Source organism: Mesorhizobium sp. LNHC209A00 (assembly GCF_000502915.1).
In the GTDB taxonomy this organism is placed as follows: domain Bacteria; phylum Pseudomonadota; class Alphaproteobacteria; order Rhizobiales; family Rhizobiaceae; genus Mesorhizobium.
Window position 1 is genome coordinate 33496 of record NZ_AYWT01000017.1, and the last position, 25230, is coordinate 58725.

The following is a 25230-nucleotide window of genomic DNA, read 5'->3' on the forward strand; positions in this document are numbered from 1 at the left end:
GCTGTATGGGTCCAGCATGGAGAACAGTTTCGTTCTGGTCGTTGAAGACGAGCCGTTGATCTTGCTCGATATCGAAACGGCCTTGGAAGAGGCCGGGTTTCGAGTTGTGGCAGCTCGCAATGCTGAAGCGGCCATTGAGGCGTTTAGCGAGAAGCCGGGAAGTTTCAGCAGCCTGGTTACCGACATTCGACTAGGTCGAGGAAAAACCGGATGGGAACTAGCCAAGCACCTGAGAGGCACCAATCCCGCCTTTCCTGTGGTGTACATCAGCGGGGATAGCACGGTTGACTGGGGCGTAGAGGGTGTTCCGGGAAGCATTATGATCGCCAAGCCGTTCGCGATGCCCCAGATCATCACGGCCTTGGCTGCACTGCTTAATCAGCATCATCGGATAGCCCCAAGCGAAACGACCGCTTAGTGGGTCTGGCACGGATGGGTAGCGCTGAAAAGCCCGCCCTGGGTCGGTACCGTGGCGGGCTTTTCATTAGGCGCGGCTACATCCAGAGGAATCGACCGCTACCATTTTAACGAGTTGGACAGGCTCAGGTTCCATTTCTCGGATCTCTTAAGTGTGCGTCGCGCAGCATTCAAAGCGTCGCGTAAGCGGTTCAGATATTCTTCGTCCTTCTCAATGGGGAGTCCGCACTGGCGATTGTGTTCAATGAGCCGATCCTGAATCGAGATCGCGTTCTCATAATGGCGGATGATCTTCGAATAGTGCTCTTGTATGGAAGCCATAGCTTTCCTCCCGTTGGGGCGAAAGCATGCTGATCACTTCCAAACGCTCGATTGCCGGAAACCGTCACGGGCGACGAGGAGAGGCTACGCGCTATCCTGGGCGATAGCTACAGCCGATTTTAGCAAAGTTCGAATGTTGGCCTGTCGAATTCCTACTTTCCGTTTAGGGTTGTCAACGACATAATCGCCACTTCTTCACCGGCTGCTACGGTCACGTGCTGGTCGAACCTCCCCTTTCGGCGGTCAGCCCCATCCGTCTGATAAGCCACGGCATGCTCAACCCCTGAATAAAGATTGAGAAAGCTACGACCGCGAACGCGACAACGATTATTTGACTGCGCTCGGCGACGTCATAAGGAAGTGCAAGCGCCAGGGCCAGAGCGAGGGCACCGCGCAGCCCGCCCCAGACCAGAATGTGCTGATAGCTGGCATCCACCTTCAGCGGCGTCACTGCGAGTAGGGCACAGAAAGGATAGATAGCCAATGTCCGGCCAACCAGCACCAGCATGATGGCGACCGCTGAGGTGCCTGCGAATATCCCAAGTGGCTGATGGGCTTCATGGCCGCCGATCAAGATGAACACGATCGAATTTGCCAGGAAGGCCGCATACTCCCAGAACGCCAGAACGTGACTTCTGGCATTCGCGGAAATAGCGCCTTTCCAGCCGACGTTGCCGACGATCAAGCCTGCGGTGAGAGTAGCCAGCACGCCCGACATGCCAAGATCCTCAGCAAGCAGAAACGAACCATAGGCCGCGATGGTCGTCAGGGTTATTTCAACAAGATGGTCTTCGGTCCGGCCGGCAATCAAAAGCAGCACAGCTGCCACCGCCGCGCCGGAGGCAATCCCACCCGCGACCGTCCAGAACAGCGACGCAGCAATGCTCAGGGGCGTCGCTTCGGCGCCTGCCGCGATTGCCGCCAGGATGCCGAAGCCAACCGCGGCTGCGCCGTCATTGAGGAGACTTTCCGATTCGACAAGCAGAGCAAGGCGGGGCTGAACCTTCATCTCCTTGAAGGCCGCGATAACCGACACCGGATCGGTCGCCGCTATCAGCACGCCAAACAGCCCGGCTCCGATCCAGGTCCATCCGAGCAGGAAATGCATGCCAGCCGCAACCACTGCGGCCGCAATAGCGACCCCGGGAAAAGCGAGCAGAACTGTGACCGGCAGATTCAGTCGGAAGTGACGCCATTCTATTGCAAGTGCGGCCTGGAAAATCAGCGGCGGCAAAAAGACCGTGAAAATCAGATCCCGACTGAGGGGAAGTTCGACGACGCCGGGCATGAAGCCAAGCGCGATACCTGCCGCAACAAGCCCGACGCTGTAAGGAAGTTGCAGCCGTCTGGAGATCATCGCCACCAAAGAAGCGGTGAGCAGGATCATCCCCAGGGTGAGGATTGAGAGATCGTTCATGGCGGCCCTAGGTAAGGTCTGGTCAGGACAACTAGGGCTCTGAAGCCCCAGTGGAACGGCCGGTGCGAAGAAGTTCGCGTAGTCCGAACGGGAGATATGAACAGAGCAGATCCGGATCCGTCCTAGCCGATACGCCGCCCCATGTCGCACCTGCCGTGAGAAACCTACGGCGGCTCAACAAGTTCGGCTTCATGGCGGAGACAGCATCGGCCACGATTGGGGCGGCTTCGGCGCGAGACGTCAAAGGCGGCGACGGTGACAGATGGCTGCCACATCAGGCGGACGCGCCAAACCCGCTCGAGTCGGCTGACTATAAAGTCTTCACCGCCGATGAGGCCGCCTTTGTCGAGGCCCGACCGAAAGGCTGATCCCTGAGGATGCTCTCGGCCCGGGTGCCCGCGGCTGTGGTGTGCCGCTGTTTATCGACCATCAGCTCGCTGTCGCGTATGGACGCGGCGGCAGCTGGTACATGCAAGGCCCCTGGGACAAGGGCGAGGAGACGCAGGGCTACCAATCGCGCATGACGCCTTCCGCGCTCTACCGCGCAGCGATCACTGCGATTGACCAGCATGCAGTCGCTTCGCAAGGCGGCAAGCGTTTCGCGGAGCTTCCGCCCGAAGCGCAGGATGCACTCCTGTCTGGTCTTGAGAAGGGAAAGCTTGATCTCGGCGGCGTCGATGCCAAGACATTCTTTCAAATGCTGTGGCTGAACACCAACGAGGGCATGTTCAGCGATACCATCTATGGCGGCAACAAGGACATGGCCGGCTGCCCTCCAGAGCTTGCTGGATGCGGAGGATGATGCATCCGGATCAAGACTGGACGTGGACCAGACCTTCACCGGTGGTCGCGTTTCGTTACGGCCCGGGAAGGGCATAGGCGGCAACCTGATCGCCGAGTCGCGGGGCACGGAGACGAAGGCGGCTTGTCCAGAGGCCGCTTCTCCAACTGCGCCAGAATGGATTTGCGCATCGCCTCGGTGAACCCGGTGCCGACGCGGCCGCGGTAGATCAGCTTTCCGTCCTCATAGGTACCAAGGATCAGCGATGCCATACCGCGGCCAGTGTCGCTTGGGCGGTAGCCGCCGACGACAAATTCCTGTCGTTTCGTGCACTTGATCTTGAGCCAGGCGGCAGTCCGGTCGCCGACATAGCGGCTGTCCGCGCGCTTGGCGATGACGCCCTCGTGGCCACCGGCGCACATGGTCTCGAAAACTCTCTCCCCATGATCGGCGATATGGCTGGAAAACTGCAGAGCGTCATTGGGATCGCGTTCACCTAAAAGCTCCGCAAGTTCCTTGGGCTTGAGGAGCGGTTGGTCCGAGAGATCGCCGCCGTTCAGTTCCAGCAGGTCGAAGGCGTAGAACTTGAGCGGCATGCCGGCAGCAATGCCAGTCTTGAGCATGGAGAAATTCGTGCGGCCCTGGCTGTCGATTGCGACGATTTCACCGTCGATCAGCGCCGAGCCTTTGGTGAGTTCAATCCTCGCGCAGGAGTGTCCTCTTCATTGAAATGCTCACGACCTTGACGGACGCCCTAGACTAAGTTCCGGTTTCAGACCGTGCGAAATGGTGTGGGACGCAATCGTGTCTATCCCCTCATAATGCGATAGACAGTAGCATCACCCTCCACACCCCGAAGAGCCGCGTCAAAGGCCTTGACGTCATGGCCGGCAAGCATTTCGCTGACCCCTGGCGCGGAGTAGAGCGCCTCGGAAATGCAGATCTGTCCGCCTTCTGCCAGGGACTGCACGCGCGCGGCGACATTCACGGTCTGGCCGAAATAGTCGAGGTTTTCGTTGAGCGTTACGGCGATCGATGGTCCGCAGTGGGCCCCGATCTTGAGGATGATCCCCGGCCTGTCATGGTCGCCGTTGAAGCCATCGATCTCGTCAAAAATGTGGAGTGCAGCCGAGATCGCATCCGACGGCTGCGAAAATACAGCCATCACCGCATCACCAATCGTCTTGACCACAGCTCCTGAATGTTGCTGAACCGTCGCGTTGACCAGAGCGAAATGCTCGCGGACCAAAGCATAGGCGTTGAGGTCGCCCAAGCGCTCATACATGGCGGTCGAACCCTTGAGGTCCGTGAACAGGAAGGTGATCTGCCGGATGCCGAGCCCCTCCTTCTCGTCGACATGCTCTGACCGGAAGAGCTGGCGGAAGGTTTGCCGCGCAAGCAGCGCTCCACCTGAAACATAAGGGTCGAAATCGAGCGCCGGCTTGGTGGTCAGCGCCAAAAGCTCGGGCGGCCAGTTGATGACAAGCAACGAACCGCGCACTGGCCCAGTATTCGCCACCTCCATGACGATCGGACCGGGTGGAACGGCGGGCAATGCCGGCAGGAAGCGTCTGCCATCATAATCGACTTTCAGAACTGTCGGTGCCGACACCGGATTGCCTGATACTGGCACGGCGAATGCGGCCTGTGTCCGCACGTTTACGCCCGAAAGGGCGCCCGGTCCTATGTCAGCGCGGAGCACTGTGGTGGTGCCGGGCGGCAGAAACGCCACGCCCCTGACGAAGCCGCGCAGAACGTCAAGAAAGCGAACGTCTTGCCCCGGTAGACGCCCATCATGTCCGAAGTGGAGCTTCCAGTGAAAATCCTCGACCGGGAGCGTCTCGGGGTCGTGATACGGCAGGCGGCGTAACTTCGGCGACACTGAGAAGGTGACCTCGATGAAGTCGTCGAGGTCGGTGTCGCCCGATACATCGCACAGGCCACAAACGTAGTGGGTCTTCAGCGTGCGCAGTGCGCCGAAACTATCGAGCACCATCCCGGACTGGGGACAGAGCACATCCCAGCTCATGTCGAACAAGCCACAGCGGGTGGCATGAAGGAAGAGGTCGATTGCTTCAGGCTCGGCGATTGCCCTGTCACGAGCAAAGCTCAGCGGATTGACGCGATAGAGTGAGTGGTCGTCGGCACTCCTGATCAGCGTCTCGAATTTCGAGATGACGCGAGGGCTCCAGGCTCGCGCCTGCTCCACCTTGGTCATGCTGCTTTCGAGAAGACGATCGTCGACTATCGTCACGCCGGACCCTCAACCTTGCCGCCTTGCCGCGCCACACCCTACTAAAAAACCAGCGCGATGCGAATGGGTCACCATCGAAAGCGTCTGCCGGCACAGCAGAGATGCTTATTCTACTGCTCGTCTAGCCCCCCATCCACGGCATATCGATCACCCCGAGCGATACAACGATCCCAAGGCCCACCAGCGCAAGGCCGAAACTACCTTCGAAGCGGCGGCCACGGGGCAGCAGCTTCTCGACGAAGACGGCCAGCGTCAAAAGCAGCATCCAGGCGACGCTCATGACGCCGGTCGCGACCAGCACGGCAAACAGCGCCCAGCAGCAACCAAAGCAATAGACGCCATGGCGCAGCCCCATCTTAAGCGCGCCAACACGCCCGTCGCGCCAGTGCTGCGCAACGAAAGCAAGCGGCGAACGGCAATGCCTGAGGCAAATATGCTTGAAGGTCGTGAATTGGTAGAGCCCGGCGACGCCAAGCGTGGCACCGAGGGCGAGCGGTGCCCATTTCGAACGCTGGGGTGGATCGAGGCTCGTCGCAAACTCGCTGGCGAGCTGGACCAGGACATACACGAGAAGGCCCGCCATCGCCCAGACGAACATGTAACCCGCGATGAAGATCCACGTCGGGACGGCCACCTGCTGCCCGCGCTTGGCCTGCGCCGCCGCGAACATAAAGATCATGGGCGCAGCAGCAGGCAGCATCATAGCCGCCATCATCACAGTCCATACTGTGAGAAAGGTGGCGGCGCCGGCGAGTGACCAGCCGCCGGTCGCAATTCCGGCCATCGCCATGCCGGCCATGCCTTCCATACCCTCCATCCCGCCGCGCACGGCAATACCGATGGGCATATCCATGCTGAAGGTCTGGTAGAGGGTGAGCGCCCACGCCGCTACTGTCAGCCCGGCGAGCGATGCGAGAAGGCCGAGCGGCATGCCACGCAAATTCCGAAGCCGCCACGTTTTCCTGGGGAACGCGTCAGGCATCGGCACGCCCTAGTTCGGGCCGGTCCAGTCGAACGGAATGTGCTTGCTCGACCGGGCCGTGCCGGTCCAGTCGAGCCCGAAGCCTTTGGTGCTTACCTCGACAGAACGCCCCCATGTGGCAACCTGGCCCGGGCCGACCTCCGAGCCCGGCGGGTTGATCGTCTGCACCCGCTTGCCGGGTGGTGTAGTCGGACCCGAAAGCGCTTCCGCGCGCCCAACGACGAGGCCAGGAATATCGACCCGCCAGGTAGCCAGGTCGCCCGCCACCTCGAAAGTGATCGGAACGAACTCCATGCCACGCATCTCGCCGATATTAGCAGCAAAGCCCGCCGGCCAGCCGCCGGCGTGGCCGCCGAAGATCACCTGCAGGGCCTCGCGTTGCGGCTCATTCGCCTTCTCGTCGAGATACATGCCCATCACGGCCTTTGCCTCGCCGGCCCACAGATTGCCTTCGAACTCGCCGAGCGCCACCAGTGTCAGGCCGTCGAGCTTCACGTCGCCATACTGACCCTCGCGCACATGCCAGGCGAGCACGCCGTGGCAGTGATTGCCGGTTGGCCGCTGGGCGAACTCGCAAGGGCAAGGGATATCGCAGCTGCAGATGTCGAACCAGTCGCCTGCGAGCCGCCATTGAGGCACTGCATTCATGGCTTTCCTCCTCGAAATCTCAGGCTATTTATACGTCAAAGGCTGAGCGCGCTCCAGTAGTTCGTGCGTTGCTCGATTTTGATCGATTGAGCCCACATAAGTGGTCGAGCGTTGCACACCAAGCCCGGAGATGGGCCACTTCACGTCGCGTCGGCGGGACCTTTCCGGAGACAGGATCGGTGACGCCGAGAACGCCTCCGAGATCCTCAAGCATGTCGCGCATCGCATCCAAAAGGCCAATTATCTGTGGCCGCGCCGCTGCGGGGTTGTCCAATTCGTTCCATGCACCGACACAGAAGTTCCGGTCGCCGGTCTTGATCAGTGCGGCCTTTAGAAAGCCCTTGACGTCGAGGCTCGTCTACTTGTGTGCATCGATGGATGCCTGTTTCCTGGCCGGCTTGGGATAATCGCGCGCTTTCCTGCGAAGACGCCGCGATCATGCCATTTGCCGCCAACATAGATGCGGCCAGCTACGCGAACACTCGTCGACCAGCTCTTGAGGATTGCCGGCAGTCCGAACCACCAGAGCGGAAACTGCAGGATCAGTGCGTCGCACCAGAAAAGCTTGACCATCCCGCCTGGATATCTGGAGCGAATCCATCAAAGGCTGCCGCATTCGCTTCCTGAGCCTGCTGTCGCTAGTAGTTCGCGTTGCGCACGGTCGTGAAGTTACGGCGACCCGACACCGCATGTGCCGAAGATAGCTGCCCCCCGTGCTGCGAGTGTCGGGGCGCCGTTGAAACTGTTGAGCTCGCGGTGGCATGAACGATGAAAATGCGCACCGTAGTTCCTTCGGTTAGAAAATGTTTCACTTTCCAGATGCCGAAAAAGTCCGCTCGGCGACGTAGTCGAGCGAGAACACGCCGGAGCCGCGTGTCAGCACGAGAAGCAGCAACGAGGCCCACAGAAGATGCTCGGCCCAGTTCTCCGGGAACACGAAGATCTGGATCACTGAAACGACGCCGAGCAGCATCAGCGCGCCAAGACGTGAGAACAGCCCCAGGAAAAGCAGCACCGCCCCGGTGATCTCTGCCGTTGTCGCCAGCGGCGCCGCGATCGACGGATCAATGAGGGGCAGATTGTATTCGCTGGCGAACAGCTGCAGCGTCACCGGCCAGGACGCCAGCTTCGATTGTGCAGACTGCCAGAAGACGTGCGCAATCGCCAACCGAGCTGCGAGCTGGACCAGCGAAAATGGGATACGCTCCGGCAACTTGATCACTCGTCGGTAGAGACCAACAAGGCCGGCAGGGCGAGGCGTGGAATATTCCGGTATTATCGCAGTCATGATCGTCTCCTTCAGTTTGAGAGGGGGTGCACCGGGACGCGAACGTCGGTGACGAGTCTGTCGCGAAACAGACGCACAAGCGCTGCAACCAGGTCGAAGGCCGAGTCGAGTGCCAAGGCGCGGTCAGTGGCATGCTCAAGGCCGAAGCCGTGCTTCAGCGAATGCCAGAAGGCGAAGCTCGCGCGGTCGAGCAGAAAAAGCCGCACGTAGTTCCCCGATCGCCACAGCGCCACCCGTTCGGGCCGCCTTGTCCAAGTGTTTTTTTTGTCGATCGCCGTCCCTTGTTGATGCTCCATCCATACCGATAGGACCGACCAGTGCGAGACGATCAGTCGCAATGAGGGCTGGAGCAGGATATCCGGCGACAGCCCAAGGTCGGTGCTGTCGTATTCCGCAAGGCTGCGGGCCGGCAGCGAAGCTGTATCGAGCGCTTCGGCAATGGCCCATTCGAGCCGCGCCGTCTCGGCGACGATCGGCATGTCGGACAGGGTGGCGATGGTCTTCAGGAAGCGAGGGAAGCCCGCGCCATAACGCGCCAGGCGTGACTCCGCCGGCGGATGCCGTCGAATGAACTCGCTCGCCACAAAGCGGAAGAAACGTTCGTCGACGAGGCGAGCCGTAACGGGGAAGACAGCCATCAGAACGGCAGTCAACGAACTGCGCGTATTGTTCTGGTAGATGCGCAGGCGAGCCATTGGGTCGGCCTTGCCAGCGGTCAGCATTTTCGCGTCGATCAGAGGCTCGATGGCCAGCACCGAGCGCGCCACGATTGTCTGCAAATGTTCAAGCGGCAGCATGATATCCTCCCTCGATTGTCGGTAAAGCCAGGTGCATGGCCGGTTTGGCTCTGGCGGCGGCAAATGCCGCAAGCACAGGCATGCTGGTTCGGGTGTTTTCGAAAGTTGGCAGGCTGGACACCGGCAGGATCAAAGTCGGGGCGGTCTGCCTTGTGGCCTGCTTGCGGCTGAACATGATCGAAGCGGAGAGCATGTCGGCCCACATGGCCTCGCCGAGCAGCACGTCGAGAACCGGAACATCGGTATCCCATTCGATCAGCGTAGGGCGCGGCCCGAGATGGCTGATGGCATGGTGATAGAGCCCCCACACAACTGGCGGCACACGAGAGCCGTGATCGTCGATCAGCACGGTGTCGCGGCCGACGTGATTGGTCGCGTGACCGGCAAGATGAATCTCACCGATGGCATCAGCGGGCAAAGCGTCGATGAAGGTCTTTGCGTCGTATTGCAGATTGTGCGCCGAAACCTGAACGTTGTTGACGTCCAGAAGCAGGCCGCAGCCAGTTTGCGCCACCAGCTCGGCTAGAAACTCAGCTTCATTCATCGAGGAGTCGACAAACGCGACATAGGCGGACAGGTTCTCGATCAGCACCTGCCGCTTCAGCGTGTCCTGGACGGTCGCCACGTTGCGCGCCACGATCGCCAGCGCCTCTTCGTCATAGCGAAGCGGCAGCAGGTCGTTGAGATACGCTCCGTCGGCAACGCTCCAGGCAAGATGCTCCGAGACGAGATCAGGCTGGAACCGCTCGCAGACCTTGCGCAGCCTTTCCAGATGGTCGCGGTCCACCCCCTGTGCGCTGCCCAGAGACAGGCCAACACCGTGAACTGACAACGGATATAGCTGACGCAGCCGTTCAAGCGCCTCGACGGCGGCGCCGTCGCCCATATAATTCTCGGCATGCACCTCAAGCCAGCCGGCGGAAGGCCTGCGGCTCAGCATTTCGCTGATGTGAGGAGAGCGAAGACCGATGCCCGCGGTTGCGGGGACGGCGATATCTTGAAACGCACGGGACATCGGTCTGCTCCATTCCTAGGGGTTGCCTCGAAGTCTGGTTGTTCAGGCTTTCGGCTTGTCGCTGCCGCCGGTGATCTTGGCGCAGCTGCCTGCGGGCACGTAGAGCCAGGAGTCCGGCTGGTTGTCGGCGGTCGAGGTGCCCGCGCATGAATGCGTCGCGGTCTGGCAGTCGTTCTGACCGGCCTTGACGACGCCATAGCACTTCTCGAACGAGAAGCTGGGCTGCGCGGCGGGGCCGCTATAGGCGGCGGTCGCGGCCAGCGTGGTGGCGGCGGCGAGAGCCGATCCGATGAGGTTCTTGGTGTTGATCACGGCGTTTCTCCTGGTTGCGTTTCGAGGGAAGACTGACCTGGCGGCCTGTCTGCAAGCAGTGTCGTCGAACGCGCGATGAAGCTGAAATGCTGTCTCGGCATGGATTTGATACGCCGTCACTATGTTGAAGGATAACGAGCAAAAAGCCCTCCGGTGGGGAACCGGAGGGCTTTGGCGCCTGCAGTTTCGCGAGCGGGGCGAAGCCGGCGCAGCCAGGCGGAGGAAAGCGCCTAGACGTATCGATGTTTGTTGTCGGGGACCGAGCTTTCGCTCAGGCTTGGATGGTCGGCGAGAAGCCAGTCCTCGGCTCGCTGCCGACCGCGGTCACGCATCTCGGTCAATTCGCCCCAGTCGTTGCAAGGCTTGGTAAACAGTGCAGCGCTCGTTGTGTGGTGACTGTCGCAGATGGTGTGGGCAGATGCAGAGTTCACGGCGTTTGCGTCGAGGCGGTAACCGGCACAAGGCGTCATGCAGCCGGAGGACTTGCCGCTGACGATGAGCCAATGCCCAGCCTCGATCGGCTGCACAGGCGGCAAGGCCGACAAATCGCATTCGCCCCAATACGCATCGCCGTCGATTTCCACGGCCGGGAAGAGGAATGGGACTGTCGCTCCCGCCAGGATGGCATCGATCGACAATCGGTCGCCGGAGAAAACCGTCATGGTGTCGGTGCGGACATTCGAAGCCAGGATGTTGAGCTTCAAACGGCAGCTGTTTTTGTGCAACTCGGCAATCTCGATGGACTGCTCCAGGATTGATCTCAGTGGATTGGCTGTTGAGGCCACAGACATCGATGCGTGGCTGACGCGCCGCCAGAAATTGGTAAGCGCCGTCCTTGCCCCACGCCTGCCGCCCAAAGCCAGTCCATAGGCAAGAACCGCTGCTTCCATGCCTCCGAAACCGGATGCGGTGATGCTGCGGAAGAAAAGGCGAGGTTCATCCAGCAAGCGATCGAGCACGCCCCAGACAAATGCGCCGTGCGCGTCGTTTGCCAAGGTAATGTCGATCAGCTGGCTGTCTTCCATCGCGGGTCTTGCACCGGCAATGAAGGTTTCCTCGGTTGCGGCCTGGATTTGCATCTTGGGTCTCCTCCCGAAACGCCAGGCAAGGCGTTTGATGGAGATGCTGCCGCATGATCCTCCATTAGCGAAATGCCAAGGTGGCATGAACTCCATAGGGAGATTGCATTGGCTACAATCCCTTGCGCGCCGCAAGGTTTTGCCAGGCTGGCGAGAATCCCGTGATCTCGCTTTGGGACTGTGGCCAAGACGGTCGCCGGCAGGCCTGCAGCACTAATAGGAGCGTGTCATGAGAATAAAATCAGTCTGTTTGGGGGCTTTCGCCCTTGGTCTTTTGGCCGGGCATGCATCCGCCGATGCCTTTAGCGATCTGGCGTCGCTGCCGTCATTTTATAGCGATGCCCGCATGAAAACGATGAAGCCGATGGCCGGTTTCAAAAAGGCCTGGCTGGCTGCGCCTCGGGGGGATCGGGACACGATGATGAAGATGTGCAATGACGCAGCCATGAGCAAGCCGCACGCTGCGTTCTGCGCCAACGTATTGGCGCTTGGCGGCGCCAACTGAGCTGCTTAGGTCATTCCGGGCAACCCGCGGGTTAGTCACGGTGGCGAGCGGTCTGCTCGCCACCGTCTTTTGGCGGTGGCCAGCTGTAGCGCAACACAAACTGTCCGCAGCGCGCGCCCGTCATGGGCGCCATGACGGACCGCTATCGACTTTATAGCCGCAGTGCATTGGCGCCAAAGCGGGCCTTGCGGCAGTCTCGGAAGCACGAACAGCCTCGTCTGCAACTCGGGACAAATCGGCATGGACATTCACCACATCCGTTACTTCCTGGCCGTGTGTGAGACGCGAAACTTCACGCGGGCAGGCGAAAAGTGCAACGTCACTCAGCCGGCTCTGTCCCGCGCCATCCAGCAACTCGAGGAAGAGGTCGGAGGGCTGCTGTTTCGCCGTGAACGAAGCTTGACCCACCTGACTGACCTGGGAGTGCTGCTCCGCCCCCGTTTTCAGCAGATCCTCGACGAACTGACTGGAGTGCGGCAGGAGGCATCGAGGTTCCTGTGCCTAGAAAACGCCAACCTTAAGGTCGGCGTCATGTGCACGATCGGGCCCCGTCGCTTCACCGGCCTGCTGACCGACTTTAATCGGCGGCAACAGGGCATCCAGCTGCAACTGGTTGAGGGCGTGCCGGCATCGCTCTCCCAACTTCTGGAGTCCGGCGAGATCGACGTCGCCATCATGGCGTCGAGCGACAGTTTTCCGGACCGCTTCGACGTGACACCGCTTTATCGCGAGCGCTTTGTCCTCGCCTTTCCAAACGGCCATCGGCTGGCCCGCAATGACAACGTGGCCATCTCCGAACTCGATGGCGAAAATTATCTCAGACGTCTCAATTGCGAGTATCGCGATCACCTCGCCGGCCTGTGCACGGATCGGGGTGTGAAGCTCAGGATCTCCTACGCCAGTGAACGCGAGGACTGGATCCAGAATATGGTGTCCGGAGGACTGGGCATCTGCTTCATTCCCGAATTCAGTGCGGTGATTCCAGGGTTGCAGGTCCGTCCCGTCATTGATCCTGAGGTCTGGCGGGAAGTATCCCTGGTTGTCGTTGCGGGACGCAGGTTTTCGCCTGCGGCATCGGCTTTCGTAAACAGTGTCAGGGCGCATGGCTGGCCTGAGAGCGCAATCGTCCAGGCGATCCATAAGACCGCTGCCTGAAGCAAGATCGAAGAATTAGGGGATCACGCGAGGCGGTTGCCGCGTGTGGTCCTGATGCAGTTTCTGTGGTCTACCATAGTTTTCAGGTATCGATTTCAGAGCCAGTCAGCATTTCTCTTTTCGGATCGCTCCGGTCACTCTCCCCGTCATGCCCCGCCTCCCGCGTTTGGGCACCGACAAAGGAGAATACAAGATGGCTATCAAGAAAATCACCCTTGCACTTGCGGCGGGTCTGCTTTCGGCAACCGCTGCATTTTCCTCGGCTCCGGCCTTCGCCGGCGACTGCCCTGCCGGCCAGGCTGCAACGACCGATGTTCAGGAACATCCGAGCAAACCGGTTGGCGTTGTCGACACGGTTCTCTCAGCCATCGATCTGAGCAGCAAGGGTGAGGCCTGGAAAGGCAATATGCTGCGTCTTCGCAAGCTCGTCGTTCAGCCGGGCGGCGTCGTGCCGTGGCATGAGCACAATCTGCGCCCGGCCAACATCCTCATCATCGAAGGCTCGATCACCGAATATCGCAGCACCTGTAAAGTGGGTATCGAGCACCCGGCTGGCGATGTGACCGCCGAGTTCGGCCAGCTCGCCCATTGGTGGAAGAACAACGGCAAGGTTCCCGCCGTGCTCTATTCCGCCGACGTCTTGCCGCCCGCGATGCCCGACGACCACATGATGTGATCCGGACATTTCGGCGAACAGTCCACCCTCAGCAACCGAAAGCGCGTCCTCAGGTGATTACCTGGGGACGTCCGGCCACGGAGCCTCGTCATGACCACCAGTGAACAGACAGAGACGGCGCGGCTGCACACGGTGGCCGCCGACAGTTGGCGCTTTGGCCTTGTTGCGTTGATCGCGTTTCTCACGCTTGTCGATCTGTTCGCCACCCAGGCAATCCTTCCTTCGTTGGTGATAAAGTTCGGCGTCAGCCGCGCGACCATGGGTTTCGCCGTCAATGCCAGCACGTTCGGCATGGCGGTAGCCGGGATCGCTGTCGCTCTGTTCGGGCGCGGCATAGATCGCCGCAATGGCATCTGGATCAGCCTCGCCATCCTTTCCATCCCAACGACGCTGCTGTCGCAAACAGACAGCATCGTCGTCTTCGCCCTTTTGCGCGTAGCGCAAGGCCTGTGCATGTCGACCGCGTTCACGCTTACGATGGCCTACCTGGCCGAGCATTTCTCCGCACGGCAGACAACCAGTGCGCTTGCCGCCTATGTGACGGGCAATGTCGCCAGCAATTTTTTCGGACGGCTGATGTCGGCCGCCGTCGCCGACATTTTCGGCATCTCCACCAACTTCCTCACCTTCGCCGCCCTCAATCTGCTTGGTGCCGTTCTTGTCTGGTTCACGCTGCAAAGGACATCTGCAATGATGCGCGCCGACGCGAAGGGCGGTCTCGCCAGCACGACCTGGAAAGGCCCGCTGGAAAACGCCGAGTTGCGCGCTTGCTTCGTGATCGCCTTCCTGATCCTCTTCGTCTTCATCGGCACGTTCACCTACGTAAACTTTCAGCTCGTCGCTGCGCCGCTATCGCTGTCGCCGATGGCGCTGGGGCTGGTGTATTTCGTGTTCCTGCCCTCCATGCTGACCACGCCGCTCGCCGGACGTGTCGCTGCGGGCCTCGGCCTACGGACCGGCATCGGCGCTACGCTTGCGCTGGCGATTCTGGGGTTGCTTCTGCTGCTGACGCCCCGCCTGCCGATCGTTCTTGCCGGGATGGCGCTGGTCGCCATCGGCACCTTCCTGGCGCAGGCCTTGGCTACGGGGCACGTCAGCCGGACCGCCTCGCGCGACCGAGCCGCCGCAAGCGGCATCTACCTCGCCTCCTACTATGCGGGCGGGCTCGCCGGTAGCTTGGTCATCGGCCAAATCTACGACCGGATCGGCTGGACCGCATGTGTGGCGGTGCTCGCCGCGGTCCTCGCCGGTGCGATCGTGGTCGCCCGTATGCTGCAAACGCCAAAAATCTAGCGTTCCGAAATTTGACCTTCCAACAAAGGAGACTGACATGACCACTTACCTCAAAACCTTGCTTGCCGGTGCCGCCATGATTGTGACGATCGTCGTCCCGGCTGCCGCCTCGGACGGCGTTGTCACGGTGAAGAGCGACTATTCCGTCACTGAAACCGTCGCCCGCATCAAGAAGGATGTCCTCAAGAAGAGCATCAAGTTCTTTGGCGTCATCGACCAGGCAAAGCTTGGCAATAGCGCCGGCAACGATGTCAGGCCGTCGCGGCTAGTCATGTTCGGTAACCCGGCGCTGGGCACGACCTTCATCACATCCAATCCCGAAGCCGGTCTCGACTGGCCGGTGCGCGTGCTGGTCTACCAGACTGCCGACGGGACGGTTTACGCGGCCTATAGCGATTTTGACTGGATCGCCAAGCGTCATGGCATCACCGACCGCGCCCCGCAATTCAAGATGGCAACCGAGGTCATCCAGTCGGTGACGTCGACGATTAGGAAAAACTGATCGTGCACATGTGACGGAGATCCATCGCCCGGCATGGGAAAATAACGTGTTGCGCGCAGAGGCTATTCGGCGGCGGACAACCCCTTCGCCCGCTCGCCAAACCACCTCTTCTGCGTGGCCTCGCGCACGAGTGCGCCAACCGCCGGCGAATGCTTGCGACCGCGCACCGTGACGAGATTGACCTCGCGCCAGAACTCCGGATCGGTGATCGGCAACGGCACCACTCCGGGGTGCTTGGCGGTATGCTCCGGCATGAACCCGAAACCAAGCCCGGCGGCGATCATCGCGAGCGTCCAATCGTCACGATCGCTCCAGTAAACGGGACTGACCGTGACGCCCTGGTCGGCCAGAATGGCATCGGCATAACCGGCAAATTCACAATTGTTGCGGTGGATGTAGGTCTCATTGCTCATATCCGTCACCCGCACGCTGCGCTGGTTGGCCAGGCGGTGGCTGAGATGAACAGCCATCACCATCTGTTCCTGAAACAACGGCAAGGAGTGAACTTCCTCATCGGGCACTTTTGAAGGTAGCGCGTAAATAGCTGCCTCAAGGTCGCCTCCGAGCAGCCGCCGTCGCAAGCTCGGTGCGTCAGCGTCGCAAAGATGAAGCTCCACGCCGGGATGATGCGTGCGCACGGACGAGATGAGTTCGATGATTTCATCCGGAGCTATCGTGCTCATGATGCCGACCCGGAGAGGCGTCTTCTTGAGGTGAACGTATTGCTCGGCAATCTGCTTTGCCTGCCTGGAGTTCTCGAAAACGCCTTCGAGATAGGTCTCGACCATGCGACCGAGTTCCGTCAGATGTGTAAAGCGTCGCTCGCGGTGAAAGAGCGCTCCGCCGAACTCGTCTTCGAGCAGCTTGATCGCGCGTGACAGTGCCGGCTGCGTAACGTTACACAGCTCGGCCGCCCTGGTGAAGTTCAGTTCCTTGGCAACGGCCAAGAAATATCTGACCTGGCTGATCTCCACTGCGCGCTCCCCCAGCGGCTGGCATACGGCACTCCGTGTTGCGGGGTGATCTTACTAGTTGCCCCTACGTCACACAACCCGATCTGGTGATGAGGGTCCCAGGCGACAGATTGGCGTCTGACCGTCGGCTATCGAATCCATGTCTCAACGGCATTTCCGCTGTCTCCAGCGGCCCCCCATACTCGGTCTAGAACTTGAGCCCGGGCGCAAAGGCCCGTGCTCCCATCCGTTCGCAGCCATGTCGGCTGCGGCTTCAATCGAAGGAAACAGCGATGCTCAGAGGAAAGACGGCACTGATTACGGGCTCGACCAGCGGCATCGGCCAAGGCATTGCCGAAGCATTCGCCGCGAAGGGCTCCAACATCGTTCTGAACGGCTTCGGCGATCCCGGTCAGATTGAGTTGTTGCGGGCAAAGCTTGCCGCGGAGCATGGCGTGACTGTTCGCTACGACTGTGCGGACATGAGCAAGGGCAGCGCGATCACGGCGATGATGGACAAGGCAATCGCCGAGTTCGGCGTGATCGACATCCTCGTCAACAATGCGGGCATCCAGCATGTCGCGCCGATCGATGACTTTCCGGTTGAAAAATTTGAAGCAGTGGTGGCGATCGATCTCATGTCGTCATTCTACACGATCCGGCGTGCGCTGCAGGCCATGAAAGAACGCAAATGGGGCCGCATCATTAACGTTGCGTCGGCCCACGCCCTTGTCGCCTCGCCCTACAAATCCGCCTATGTCGCCGCGAAGCACGGCATTGCTGGTCTGACAAAGACGGTCGCGCTGGAGGTCGCCGAACAAGGCATCACTGTCAATGCGGTTTGCCCGGGATACGTGCTCACCCCGCTGGTCGAAAAGCAGATACCGGACACGGCCAAGGCCCGCGGTATCACCGAGCAGCAGGTGATCAAGGATGTGCTGCTGGCTGCGCAGCCGACCAAGCAGTTCGTGACGGTTGAGCAGGTTGCGGCGCTTTGCCTGTTCCTGGCGTCGGACGAAGCCGCCTCAATCACCGGCGCCGTCATTCCGATCGAAGGCGGCTGGACCGCTCATTGAACCGGCAACGAGGAGCAAAGACCATGAACAAGATCACCCGAAATCCTCCGACCGCTGAACCTTTGCCGGAGCTCGCCCAACTGGCCGATGCTGCCGTCCACCGACAAACGGTGTTGGTGCTGCAAGGCGGCGGTGCTCTAGGCGCCTATCAGGCCGGTGTCTACCAGGCGCTCGTCGAAGGTGGGATTGAGCCGGATTGGGTCATTGGCACCTCGATCGGCGCCATCAACGCGGCGTTGATTGCCGGAAACGAACCAACGGTCCGGCTCGCGAGGCTTCAAGAATTCTGGGAAAGCGTCAGCCGTGTCAGCCCGCTCGATGAGTTTTTCCGGATGATGGTTCCAAGCAATGTCTTTGCCAATATGGGCACCGTCATGCGCGGCATACCGGGATTCTTCGAACCCAATCCGAGCGCCATGTTTGGAGTGAACCGCGAAGTTGGGGTCGAGAACGCGTCCTACTACACGACCGATCCGCTCAAGCGGACGCTCAATGACTTGATCGACTTCGACTATCTCAACCGGCGTCATACCCGTCTGACGGTCGGCGCGGTCAACGTCAACACCAGCGAACTCAAATACTTCGACACCAGGGAAATGACTCTGTCGGCGGCGCACATCATGGCATCGGGCGCCTTGCCGCCGGCGTTTCCGGCGGTCTGCATCGACGGCGAGCCTTACTGGGATGGGGGCATCTATTCGAACACACCCATCGAGGTCGTGCTCGACGCGCGTCCACGGCGCGACTCGCTGATCTTTGCCGTCAACATGTGGCAGCCCCGCGCAACCGAGCCGAAATCGATCTGGCAAGTCATGGGCCGGCAAAAGGACCTTCAATATGCCAGTCGGGGCAAGAGCCACGTGGCCCGGCAAGAGCAACTGCACCGCCTGCGGCATGTCGTGCGGGAAATGGGAAGGCTGGTTCCCGAGGAGCGCCGTGAGGATCCGATGTTCAAGGAACTTGCCTCATATGGCTGCCCGTCGGTCATGCACCTTGTGCGCTTGCTTTCACCGCGCCTCGACGGCGAGGACCACACGAAGGACATCGACTTCACCCGCGCAGGCATCCGCACGCGCTGGCAGGCCGGATACGAGCACGGGCAGCGCGTCCTCTCGGAAAAGCCATGGGAATGCGACGTCGACATGCTGCAAGGCATCGTCATCCACGAATCGCAAGAGTGATCGGTGCGACGCCGAGAAGAATGACGGAGAACACAGATGGAAATGATCACTCCGGGGATTCGACTGGTTCCGGAAGCCGTGCTCGCCAACAATGCCGCCATTTTCCGTGCGATACAGGAGACACCATCTCACGCGGACAGCTCTCTGCATCGTGTGGTCATTGTCGGCGGCGGCGCGGGCGGACTGGGGCTGGCGACGCGTCTTGGCCACAAGTTCGGCAAGCGGCGGGCTTCCGTCACGCTCGTCGATCGCAACCGCACGCACATCTGGAAACCCCTTCTACACGAGGTGGCATCCGGTGCCCTGAACGCATCGCAGGACGCCGTCGAATATATCGCCCATGCCAGCCGGCACGGCTATCGATACCGAATCGGGGAAGTCGTCGGCATCGACCGTGCCAAACAACAAATCTTTGTCGCCCCAAGCTTCGACGACGACGGGAGGCAGATCATTCCGCCACGTGTCCTGGGCTATGACACGCTGGTGATGGCCGTCGGCAGCGTCAGCAATGACTTCGGAACGCCAGGGGCCGCTCGTCACGCCATCGCACTCGACACGGCCGAACAGGCCGCCCGGTTCAACAAGCGTATGATAGATGCATGCCTGCGTGCCAATGCGCAATACGAGCAGCTGTCGCCTGGTCAACTCCATTGCGTCATCATTGGCGCAGGCGCCACGGGCGTCGAACTGACAGCAGAGCTGCACAAGTCGATGCGGGAGATCGCGTCGCACAACCTCGACAACATCGATTTCGAAAGGCTGATCCGCATCACCCTCATTGAGGCGGGGCCGCGCATCCTGCCGGCTTTGCCCGAGCATCTGGCACGTGCCTCGGCGCATCTACTGCGCGACCTCGGTGTCCAGATACGCTGCGGGATCCAGGTCACCGAGGTGACGGAGGACGGCGTCAGGCTTGGGGAGAAGCTCTTCGTCCCGGCGGAACTGGTCGTCTGGTCCGCCGGGATCAAGGCGCCGGATTTCCTGAAGAAGCTTGATGGCCTCGACGCGGACCGGATCAACCGCCTGATTGTGGACGATACGCTGCGGGCCAGGGGCGACGAGAATGTGTTTGCGATTGGCGACTGTGCCAACTGCGTTCTCCCCGGACAAGATAGCCCGTTGCCGCCGCGCGCCCAGACGGCCCATCAGCAGGCCGATCATATGGTCAAAGTGATCGCCGCACGCCTCGAAGGGCAGGCGGCGCCGGCGTTCCGCTACCGCGACTACGGTTCTCTCGTTTCACTGGCCGACTACGGCACGTTCGGCAGCTTGGTCGGCGGGCTGAAGGTAGAAGGATTGTTTGCCCGGCTGATGTATCGCTCGCTCTACAAGATGCATCTCAAGGCCGTGCACGGGACCTTCAAGACGGTACTGGACACAGCAATCGGTTTCCTGTCACGCCGCGCCAGGCCGCGAGTCAAACTGCATTGAGTCTCGGGAGGCCGAGCACATGCGCTCCTGGGCTGTCGATAGCGATGATAGAGACGCGCAACCTTGCGGGACCGAATAGCGGACGCTTTCCGAAGAAAGTCCTCGTTGCGGCGGCTCACGTGTCAAGAGGTCGAACGACTCAAAAGTCATAATGGCCGACAAGTGGTCTCCGGGCTTTTCGACTTTCGCCTCAGATATCACGAACATGCTGTAACGCTTCGTCTCAAGGTATCGAACAGAAGATGAACCTCCGCAGCTTCGATGCACGCAAGGCATCGACTCCATGCAGGAAAAGCATGGCCGTGCTCACGGGGCTTCAATGATAAGCTGCATGCAAAATGCGAAAGTCCAGACATGGCCGCCGACGAACAGCCCATGACATTCGAACAGTCCGTTCAGGCTGCCATAGAACTCGATGCGCCTCTGAACGAGCGGCTGGCGGTGATCGCGCGTGCAGTTCGCCGACTGAATTCGGACTTCGCTGACGCGGTTGACCGGCTGGTAGCGCGCCTCCGGAAGCAGGGGGCCGGGGCAAGTGCTCCCGCCCCCGGCGACGTCATGCCCGCATTTCTGCTGCCTGACGACGAGGGCAGGCTCGTGAGCCTATCTGAAATCCTTGCCCACGGGCCGGCCGTTATAACCTTTCAGCGCGGACATTGGTGTCCCTATTGCCGCTTGAATGCGATCGGCATCGTCGAAGCCCAACAGGAGATTGCGACACTGGGCGGCCAGGTTGCGGTGATCATGCCTGAGCGGCGCAAATTCGCGAGGGCTATGAAGGCGTCGGTTGGTGCGCAATTTCCTTTCCTGACCGATATGGACAATGGCTACGCTTTGTCCCTCAACCTGGCGATCTGGGTGGGAGCCGAGATGGAGCGTCTGATGGGCCTCGGCCTCGATCTGCCGAACTATCAGGGCAACAACAGCTGGTTCCTACCCATCCCGGCTACCTTCGTTGTCGGAATTGATGGCATCATCACAGATAGGTTCGTCGATCCCGACTACCGTCGGCGGATGGACATCGACGACTTGATCGCCGCACTCAGGCGGGCTCGCTGACGCAGAATGTCGACCAGTCGGTCGATCGCAGCAGGTTGAGGAGCGTCATGGCCACCTGTGAGCGATGTCGACCGGCGACCGCGTAGACGGCGACGATGCGAAAAACATCCAGATCACGCAGCTTGAGTCTGCGGACGTTGGGCGAGCGGGGTGCAGTCGTGGAGACAAAGCCAACGCCTGCATTGGCTTCCAGCAGCGCCAACAGGTCCTGATCGGTTTCAACCTCGTGTGCCGTGCGAGGCGTAATTCCTTTGGCCGAGAGACCGCGCGACAGATCTTCACTCGTTTCCCAGTCGATCCGACTGAGCACCGGTTCAGCGGCCAACTGGCTCAGCGCGACGTCCGCTTCGTTTCGGCGGGCAAGAGGGTGATCGGAGTTCACGACGAGCTCGATCCCTTCCTGGAAAAGTGGCCATGTGTCGAGCCGATCCCAGGCCTGTCCCAGCGGACCGGCAACCGCGAGTTCGACCTCGCCGTTCTTGAGGGCTTCGATGACAGCGGTAGGCGAACCGCGACTGATCTTGAGATGCACGCCTGGGTAGGCCCGGAAAAGCTCAGTGAAGGGTGAGACCAGTAGAGCTATGTTGACGCTGTTGGAAATGGTGACGTTGAGAGGCGCCACGTCGCTGCTCTGCACAGCCTTTGCAAGAGATTTTGCGGAAGTCGCAGCATCGTAGCATTGTTGCAGCAGAGGCAGCATGCGCCGGCCGAGCTCGGTCAGATGGGAGTGCTGGCGCTCGCGCCGAAGCAGCTCCCCACCCAATTCGTCTTCAAGGGTCTTGATTGCGCGCGTCAGTGCCGGCTGCGTGACATTGCACTCTTCCGCTGCTCTGGTGAAATTAAGCGTGTTGGACAGAGCCAGAAAATAGCGGACCTGCTGCATCTCCATGAATTTTCGCCCCCTCAGCGAAATCCGATTCGTCAGCGATAGCTAATTTGTGCCCATGCTAACGCAACAGGGGGCCAAGGCAAAGCCGACGCCTAAATTCGTCTTTGAGGTCACAGGGGCCGGTCATTCTTTAGGTCGTCACAACGCTTACAAAAATGTCGTAAGTCATTGATTTCCCGTTGCGGGTGTAGACGACAACTTCCGATCCGGAGATGGCGACCTGCGGACTGCCGTAAGTCAGAGTTCCCGCAGCGGCGGCCATGACTGGACCCGCCAGTTCAAGGTGGTCCTGCCCGCCCGATAGCCGTCGAACTTCATCTCGAAGAGCCAGGTCGTTCCCACCGGAATGTCGTCAGTCAGCGTGCAGAGCTGGAAGGGGCGAAACTTGGGAAGCGGGTATTTGGAGGTAGATTCTGAGTGCCGGCGCCCAGGCCGCGAACCCGTCCGGACATCGCAAGGATCACCGCGTCCACAACGACCGAGACGATTTTCGTCGTCACCCGCTCGAGCTCGTCCCCACTCGCGGATAGCCGCGTTCTCGTCGGTCTCGATCATGTCCGCGACGCTGCCCGTCCAGGTCCGTAACGTTTGCATCGTTTGAAATTTGCCGCGCGAACGCTATTGTCGCGCCGCGTGCCAAACTCCTATATGTTTTAGCGAGAGCTTGGAGAAGACCCGTGTCCGACCGCGCCCGAGAACTGTTCGACAGTTACGTGGCTAACAGCATCAACCATCCTGACCTCACGTCGCATGTATTCAACCTTACCGCTGCTGTAATGACGCGCATATCCCAACGGCTGAGATTATCGCTGCGGTTGGCCCGCTTGCCCGGGCACCGTTTTTAAGGACGATCCATATGCCCACCGGACCCAAAGGCCGCAAGCGAGCCGCTGACGTGATCGGCAACGTTGTCAACCTATTGCGGCGGGCGAGGAAGACGACGACGATCACTGAAACTATGGCCGGCAAGTATCTGGATCATCTTTTGGAATGCCCCTATTGCCGCATTATCCGACTGCACATTCCCAAAGACGCCCAACCTAGCACGCCGATCAATTGCGTCGGTTGCGGCGAGTATCTTGGCACATGGGATGAGCTACAGACCGACTTCGCACGTCAGGGCGGACAGAACGGCGCGTTTCGTCTCGAAAAGGGGCGCATCAAGAAGCTCGATTGAGGCTGGCTGGCAAATTTCAAACATGGGTCGCGGGAGCGAGTCGCCCTAAGACCGGAAGCGGTCACATGATTGCAGAGCGGGTGGAGTTCGAGACCGGACCGTTGTCGGTGTGGTTCTATCATGCCTTGAGCGCCGAAGGACTTCCGGCGATCTGCATCGACGCCGGGCATCCCAAGTCCGCGTTGGACATGACACCGAACAAAACGGACGCCGCCGATGCCGGGCGCTCAGGACGGGCCGAGTTCCGCGTCGGGACAGTCGAAAATACGCCGTTGCCGGATGTGGCATTCGACAAAGCCCTCATCGTTCACGCGATATAATTCTGGCAAAGCCTCAGAGATGGATCTGCGGAGCTCGCACGTATCCTCAGGCCCGGCGGGCGAGTCGTGCTGGGCTTCCTTCCCAAGGCGCATATGGATCGGATGAACATGCCAGCAGATATCTTCACCCCGCGAGAGCCGGAGGAGGTCCTTGCTGCGTTACAAGACGGTGGCTTCAGCGACACCGATGTCCGCAGCCGAACTCGGAAAGGGCATGGCTCATTGCGACAGGTTCGCGAAGATGAGCCCGGCCGGCCTGAGCCAGCGAGCGCATCGTCTGCCATCTCGGCCTTATTGATGTAACCCAAAGGTTTAAGCACGACGATACCTTGTCACAAATGGTCGATGTGAACCCCAATGTTACGACCGGTGATGTCGGCGGAGTTACATCAGCTTGGAGTATACCCTGATGCGACGGCATCTTCCACGATTTCGTGGGGATCGGCCGCTGCACGACATGGTCGATGTAATCTGAAGAAAATGTCCGAATTCGTGGTCTGCACAGGCACCTTGCAATCGGCCGCCTCGTGTCCTTTCTGAAAGTCAAAGTCGCCTTTTCGACAAACAGAAATAGTGCCTTCTGTTACCTTGCATGCCCTGAGAATGGAGGTCGGACATGAAACTCGCTGTTGTCGCCGCGACGATGGTTTTCTGCTGCGGTTCTTCCTTTGCTGCCGATGTGAAGGTCATCGATCCTGATGCCAGGTTTCCCGAGGGGCCTTTCGTCGAGAACGGGGTGCTCTACTATGCTCAATACGGCGCAGGAGAGATCGACAAATGGGATGGCAGTCAGCGGACTGTCGTCTGGCAGAAGGAAGGTTCGGGCGCCAATGCGGTCCAGCGATTTGGTGACGGCTTTATCATCGCAGGCTACGACAATGGCACCATTGTGCTGACCGATGCCGCAGGCAAGACCAAGACGGTTCTCGCTCAAGACGATGAGGGCCAGAAGCTACTCGGACCAAACGACATCGCGCTCGACGGCAAAGGCGGCGCCTACGTGTCCCTGTCTGGTCCTTGGGAAAGCGGCCCGATCGTGGGAAAGATCGTCCATGTCGCGGCGGACGGCAAGATCCGTGTCCTTGCTAAGGATATACACTACGCCAATGGGTTGGTCGTCTCCAAGGACGGTCAAACGCTCTACGTGAACGAGTCCGAGGCGGGCCGCGTTATCCAGTTCAAAATCGCCGGCGATGGATCTCTTTCGGATCGGCGGCTCTACCTGCGTCTCTACGAGCTAGGGGAACCCGCAGCGGCGTATCCGGATGGCATCAAGCTCGGACCGGACGGCAACTTGTACATCGGCGAGTATAGTGCCGGTCGAATTCTGGTGGTCGATCCGGCAACAAAGAAGCTGCTCAAAACCATAGATGTCCCCTCAGCCGCCGCTCCCAACCTAGCATTCAGTGCCGATGGCAAAACAATCTTTGTCACTGCCGTGGACGATAAATCCGCAGCGCCTTATGCGGGCAAGGTCTACGCCGTCACGAATTTTTAAGCATGGCGGCCATGCCTGCAGCCTGCCGTGGTTTGCGGCGCCAATTATGCCGCCGCGCTCAGCGCTGGCAAAGTCGATAGGGCTTGGCCGCACGCCAGTCCTTCCGCGCCAGCCAAGAAGGTGAAAATAACGATCTGGGGCGTGTTGAAACTTCGTCATCGCTGCTTTCGCACATACTGTCGGTTTTGCCTGCCGAGAAACACA

The 25230-nt window shown here is 60.2% G+C and carries 27 protein-coding genes; 14 read left to right on the forward strand and 13 right to left on the reverse strand.

What is annotated here, in order from left to right; all coding sequences use genetic code 11:
- Positions 1-16 precede the first annotated feature (16 nt).
- Positions 17-418, forward strand: coding sequence for a response regulator (locus X739_RS140755; protein ID WP_023795826.1), 402 nt, complete (start codon positions 17-19; stop codon positions 416-418).
- A gap of 531 nt (positions 419-949) precedes the next feature.
- On the opposite strand, the gene X739_RS140745 is transcribed toward X739_RS140755, so the two are convergent.
- A complete protein-coding gene (locus X739_RS140745; protein ID WP_031252357.1) occupies positions 950-2155 on the reverse strand; it encodes a cation:proton antiporter in 1206 nt (401 codons plus the stop codon).
- A 367-nt stretch (positions 2156-2522) separates the two neighbouring features.
- Here X739_RS140745 and X739_RS01000000166565 point away from each other — a divergent pair, with 367 nt between their 5' ends.
- Complete coding sequence (locus X739_RS01000000166565; RefSeq protein WP_280940064.1) at positions 2523-2957, forward strand: gluconate 2-dehydrogenase subunit 3 family protein; 435 nt, start codon at positions 2523-2525, stop codon at positions 2955-2957.
- Positions 2958-2992: 35 nt separating this feature from the next.
- Here the strand turns inward: X739_RS01000000166565 and X739_RS140740 are convergent, their stop codons facing one another.
- From X739_RS140740 to X739_RS140695, 10 genes are all read right to left on the reverse strand, one after another.
- Positions 2993-3637, reverse strand: coding sequence for a hypothetical protein (locus X739_RS140740; RefSeq protein WP_348625777.1), 645 nt, complete (start codon positions 3635-3637; stop codon positions 2993-2995).
- Between the two features lie 107 nt (positions 3638-3744).
- Positions 3745-5190, reverse strand: coding sequence for an adenylate/guanylate cyclase domain-containing protein (locus X739_RS140735; RefSeq protein WP_023795832.1), 1446 nt, complete (start codon positions 5188-5190; stop codon positions 3745-3747).
- Positions 5191-5311: 121 nt separating this feature from the next.
- Entirely contained in the window at positions 5312-6121 is an 810-nt protein-coding gene (locus X739_RS140730; protein ID WP_023795833.1) for a DUF2182 domain-containing protein, read from the reverse strand.
- Between the two features lie 60 nt (positions 6122-6181).
- A complete protein-coding gene (locus X739_RS140725; RefSeq protein WP_023795834.1) occupies positions 6182-6820 on the reverse strand; it encodes a DUF1326 domain-containing protein in 639 nt (212 codons plus the stop codon).
- Positions 6821-7150: 330 nt separating this feature from the next.
- Positions 7151-7393, reverse strand: a complete 243-nt coding sequence (locus X739_RS1000000167255; protein WP_051410632.1) for an NAD(P)H-dependent oxidoreductase — start codon at positions 7391-7393, stop codon at positions 7151-7153.
- 235 nt (positions 7394-7628) lie between these two features.
- A complete protein-coding gene (locus tag X739_RS140715; protein WP_023795836.1) occupies positions 7629-8108 on the reverse strand; it encodes a DoxX family protein in 480 nt (159 codons plus the stop codon).
- 11 nt (positions 8109-8119) lie between these two features.
- Positions 8120-8905 (reverse strand): DNA-binding domain-containing protein, encoded by a 786-nt coding sequence (locus tag X739_RS140710; RefSeq protein ID WP_023795837.1) that lies wholly within the window; start codon positions 8903-8905, stop codon positions 8120-8122.
- Positions 8892-9920, reverse strand: coding sequence for a DUF692 domain-containing protein (locus tag X739_RS140705; RefSeq protein WP_023795838.1), 1029 nt, complete (start codon positions 9918-9920; stop codon positions 8892-8894). The genes X739_RS140710 and X739_RS140705 overlap by 14 nt, the downstream gene beginning before the upstream one ends.
- Before the next feature lie 42 nt (positions 9921-9962).
- On the reverse strand, positions 9963-10232 hold the full coding sequence (locus X739_RS140700) for a DUF2282 domain-containing protein (RefSeq protein ID WP_023795839.1): 270 nt from the start codon (positions 10230-10232) through the stop codon (positions 9963-9965).
- A 230-nt stretch (positions 10233-10462) separates the two neighbouring features.
- Entirely contained in the window at positions 10463-11257 is a 795-nt protein-coding gene (locus X739_RS140695) for a patatin-like phospholipase family protein (protein WP_245273947.1), read from the reverse strand.
- A 304-nt stretch (positions 11258-11561) separates the two neighbouring features.
- On the opposite strand from X739_RS140695, the gene X739_RS140690 reads away from it, so the two are divergent.
- The 5 genes from X739_RS140690 to X739_RS140670 all read left to right on the forward strand — a co-directional run bounded on the left by X739_RS140690 (position 11562) and on the right by X739_RS140670 (position 15442).
- Positions 11562-11816 carry a hypothetical protein gene (locus X739_RS140690; RefSeq protein ID WP_023795841.1) on the forward strand — a complete coding sequence of 85 codons (255 nt, stop codon included), beginning with the start codon at positions 11562-11564 and terminating at the stop codon, positions 11814-11816.
- Positions 11817-12056: 240 nt separating this feature from the next.
- Positions 12057-12971, forward strand: a complete 915-nt coding sequence (locus X739_RS140685; RefSeq protein WP_023795842.1) for a LysR family transcriptional regulator — start codon at positions 12057-12059, stop codon at positions 12969-12971.
- A 193-nt stretch (positions 12972-13164) separates the two neighbouring features.
- A complete protein-coding gene (locus X739_RS140680; RefSeq protein ID WP_023795843.1) occupies positions 13165-13647 on the forward strand; it encodes a cupin in 483 nt (160 codons plus the stop codon).
- Positions 13648-13737: 90 nt separating this feature from the next.
- Complete coding sequence (locus X739_RS140675; protein ID WP_023795844.1) at positions 13738-14940, forward strand: MFS transporter; 1203 nt, start codon at positions 13738-13740, stop codon at positions 14938-14940.
- A 76-nt stretch (positions 14941-15016) separates the two neighbouring features.
- Complete coding sequence (locus tag X739_RS140670) at positions 15017-15442, forward strand: DUF302 domain-containing protein (protein WP_245273948.1); 426 nt, start codon at positions 15017-15019, stop codon at positions 15440-15442.
- Between the two features lie 62 nt (positions 15443-15504).
- On the opposite strand, the gene X739_RS140665 is transcribed toward X739_RS140670, so the two are convergent.
- Complete coding sequence (locus X739_RS140665) at positions 15505-16416, reverse strand: LysR family transcriptional regulator (protein WP_023795846.1); 912 nt, start codon at positions 16414-16416, stop codon at positions 15505-15507.
- Between the two features lie 272 nt (positions 16417-16688).
- On the opposite strand from X739_RS140665, the gene X739_RS140660 reads away from it, so the two are divergent.
- The 4 genes from X739_RS140660 to X739_RS140645 all read left to right on the forward strand — a co-directional run bounded on the left by X739_RS140660 (position 16689) and on the right by X739_RS140645 (position 21142).
- Positions 16689-17471, forward strand: a complete 783-nt coding sequence (locus X739_RS140660; RefSeq protein WP_023795847.1) for a 3-hydroxybutyrate dehydrogenase — start codon at positions 16689-16691, stop codon at positions 17469-17471.
- Between the two features lie 23 nt (positions 17472-17494).
- Positions 17495-18652, forward strand: coding sequence for a patatin-like phospholipase family protein (locus X739_RS140655; RefSeq protein WP_023795848.1), 1158 nt, complete (start codon positions 17495-17497; stop codon positions 18650-18652).
- A gap of 36 nt (positions 18653-18688) precedes the next feature.
- Complete coding sequence (locus tag X739_RS140650) at positions 18689-20083, forward strand: NAD(P)/FAD-dependent oxidoreductase (protein WP_023795849.1); 1395 nt, start codon at positions 18689-18691, stop codon at positions 20081-20083.
- A gap of 354 nt (positions 20084-20437) precedes the next feature.
- Positions 20438-21142, forward strand: a complete 705-nt coding sequence (locus X739_RS140645) for a peroxiredoxin-like family protein (RefSeq protein WP_023795850.1) — start codon at positions 20438-20440, stop codon at positions 21140-21142.
- Here the strand turns inward: X739_RS140645 and X739_RS140640 are convergent.
- Complete coding sequence (locus tag X739_RS140640) at positions 21126-22031, reverse strand: LysR family transcriptional regulator (RefSeq protein WP_023795851.1); 906 nt, start codon at positions 22029-22031, stop codon at positions 21126-21128. The two genes, X739_RS140645 and X739_RS140640, sit on opposite strands and share 17 nt — an antisense overlap.
- Before the next feature lie 856 nt (positions 22032-22887).
- Here X739_RS140640 and X739_RS04185 point away from each other — a divergent pair.
- The 3 genes from X739_RS04185 to X739_RS140630 all read left to right on the forward strand — a co-directional run bounded on the left by X739_RS04185 (position 22888) and on the right by X739_RS140630 (position 25026).
- On the forward strand, positions 22888-23208 hold the full coding sequence (locus X739_RS04185; protein WP_023795853.1) for a hypothetical protein: 321 nt from the start codon (positions 22888-22890) through the stop codon (positions 23206-23208).
- Between the two features lie 65 nt (positions 23209-23273).
- Positions 23274-23528: a hypothetical protein gene (locus X739_RS0135455; RefSeq protein WP_023795854.1), complete on the forward strand. Its 255-nt coding sequence runs from the start codon at positions 23274-23276 to the stop codon at positions 23526-23528.
- Positions 23529-24144: 616 nt separating this feature from the next.
- The gene (locus X739_RS140630) at positions 24145-25026 is read left to right on the forward strand and encodes an SMP-30/gluconolactonase/LRE family protein (RefSeq protein WP_023795855.1); all 882 of its coding nucleotides are present in this window, start codon (positions 24145-24147) and stop codon (positions 25024-25026) included.
- The last annotated feature ends 204 nt before the right edge of the window (positions 25027-25230 follow it).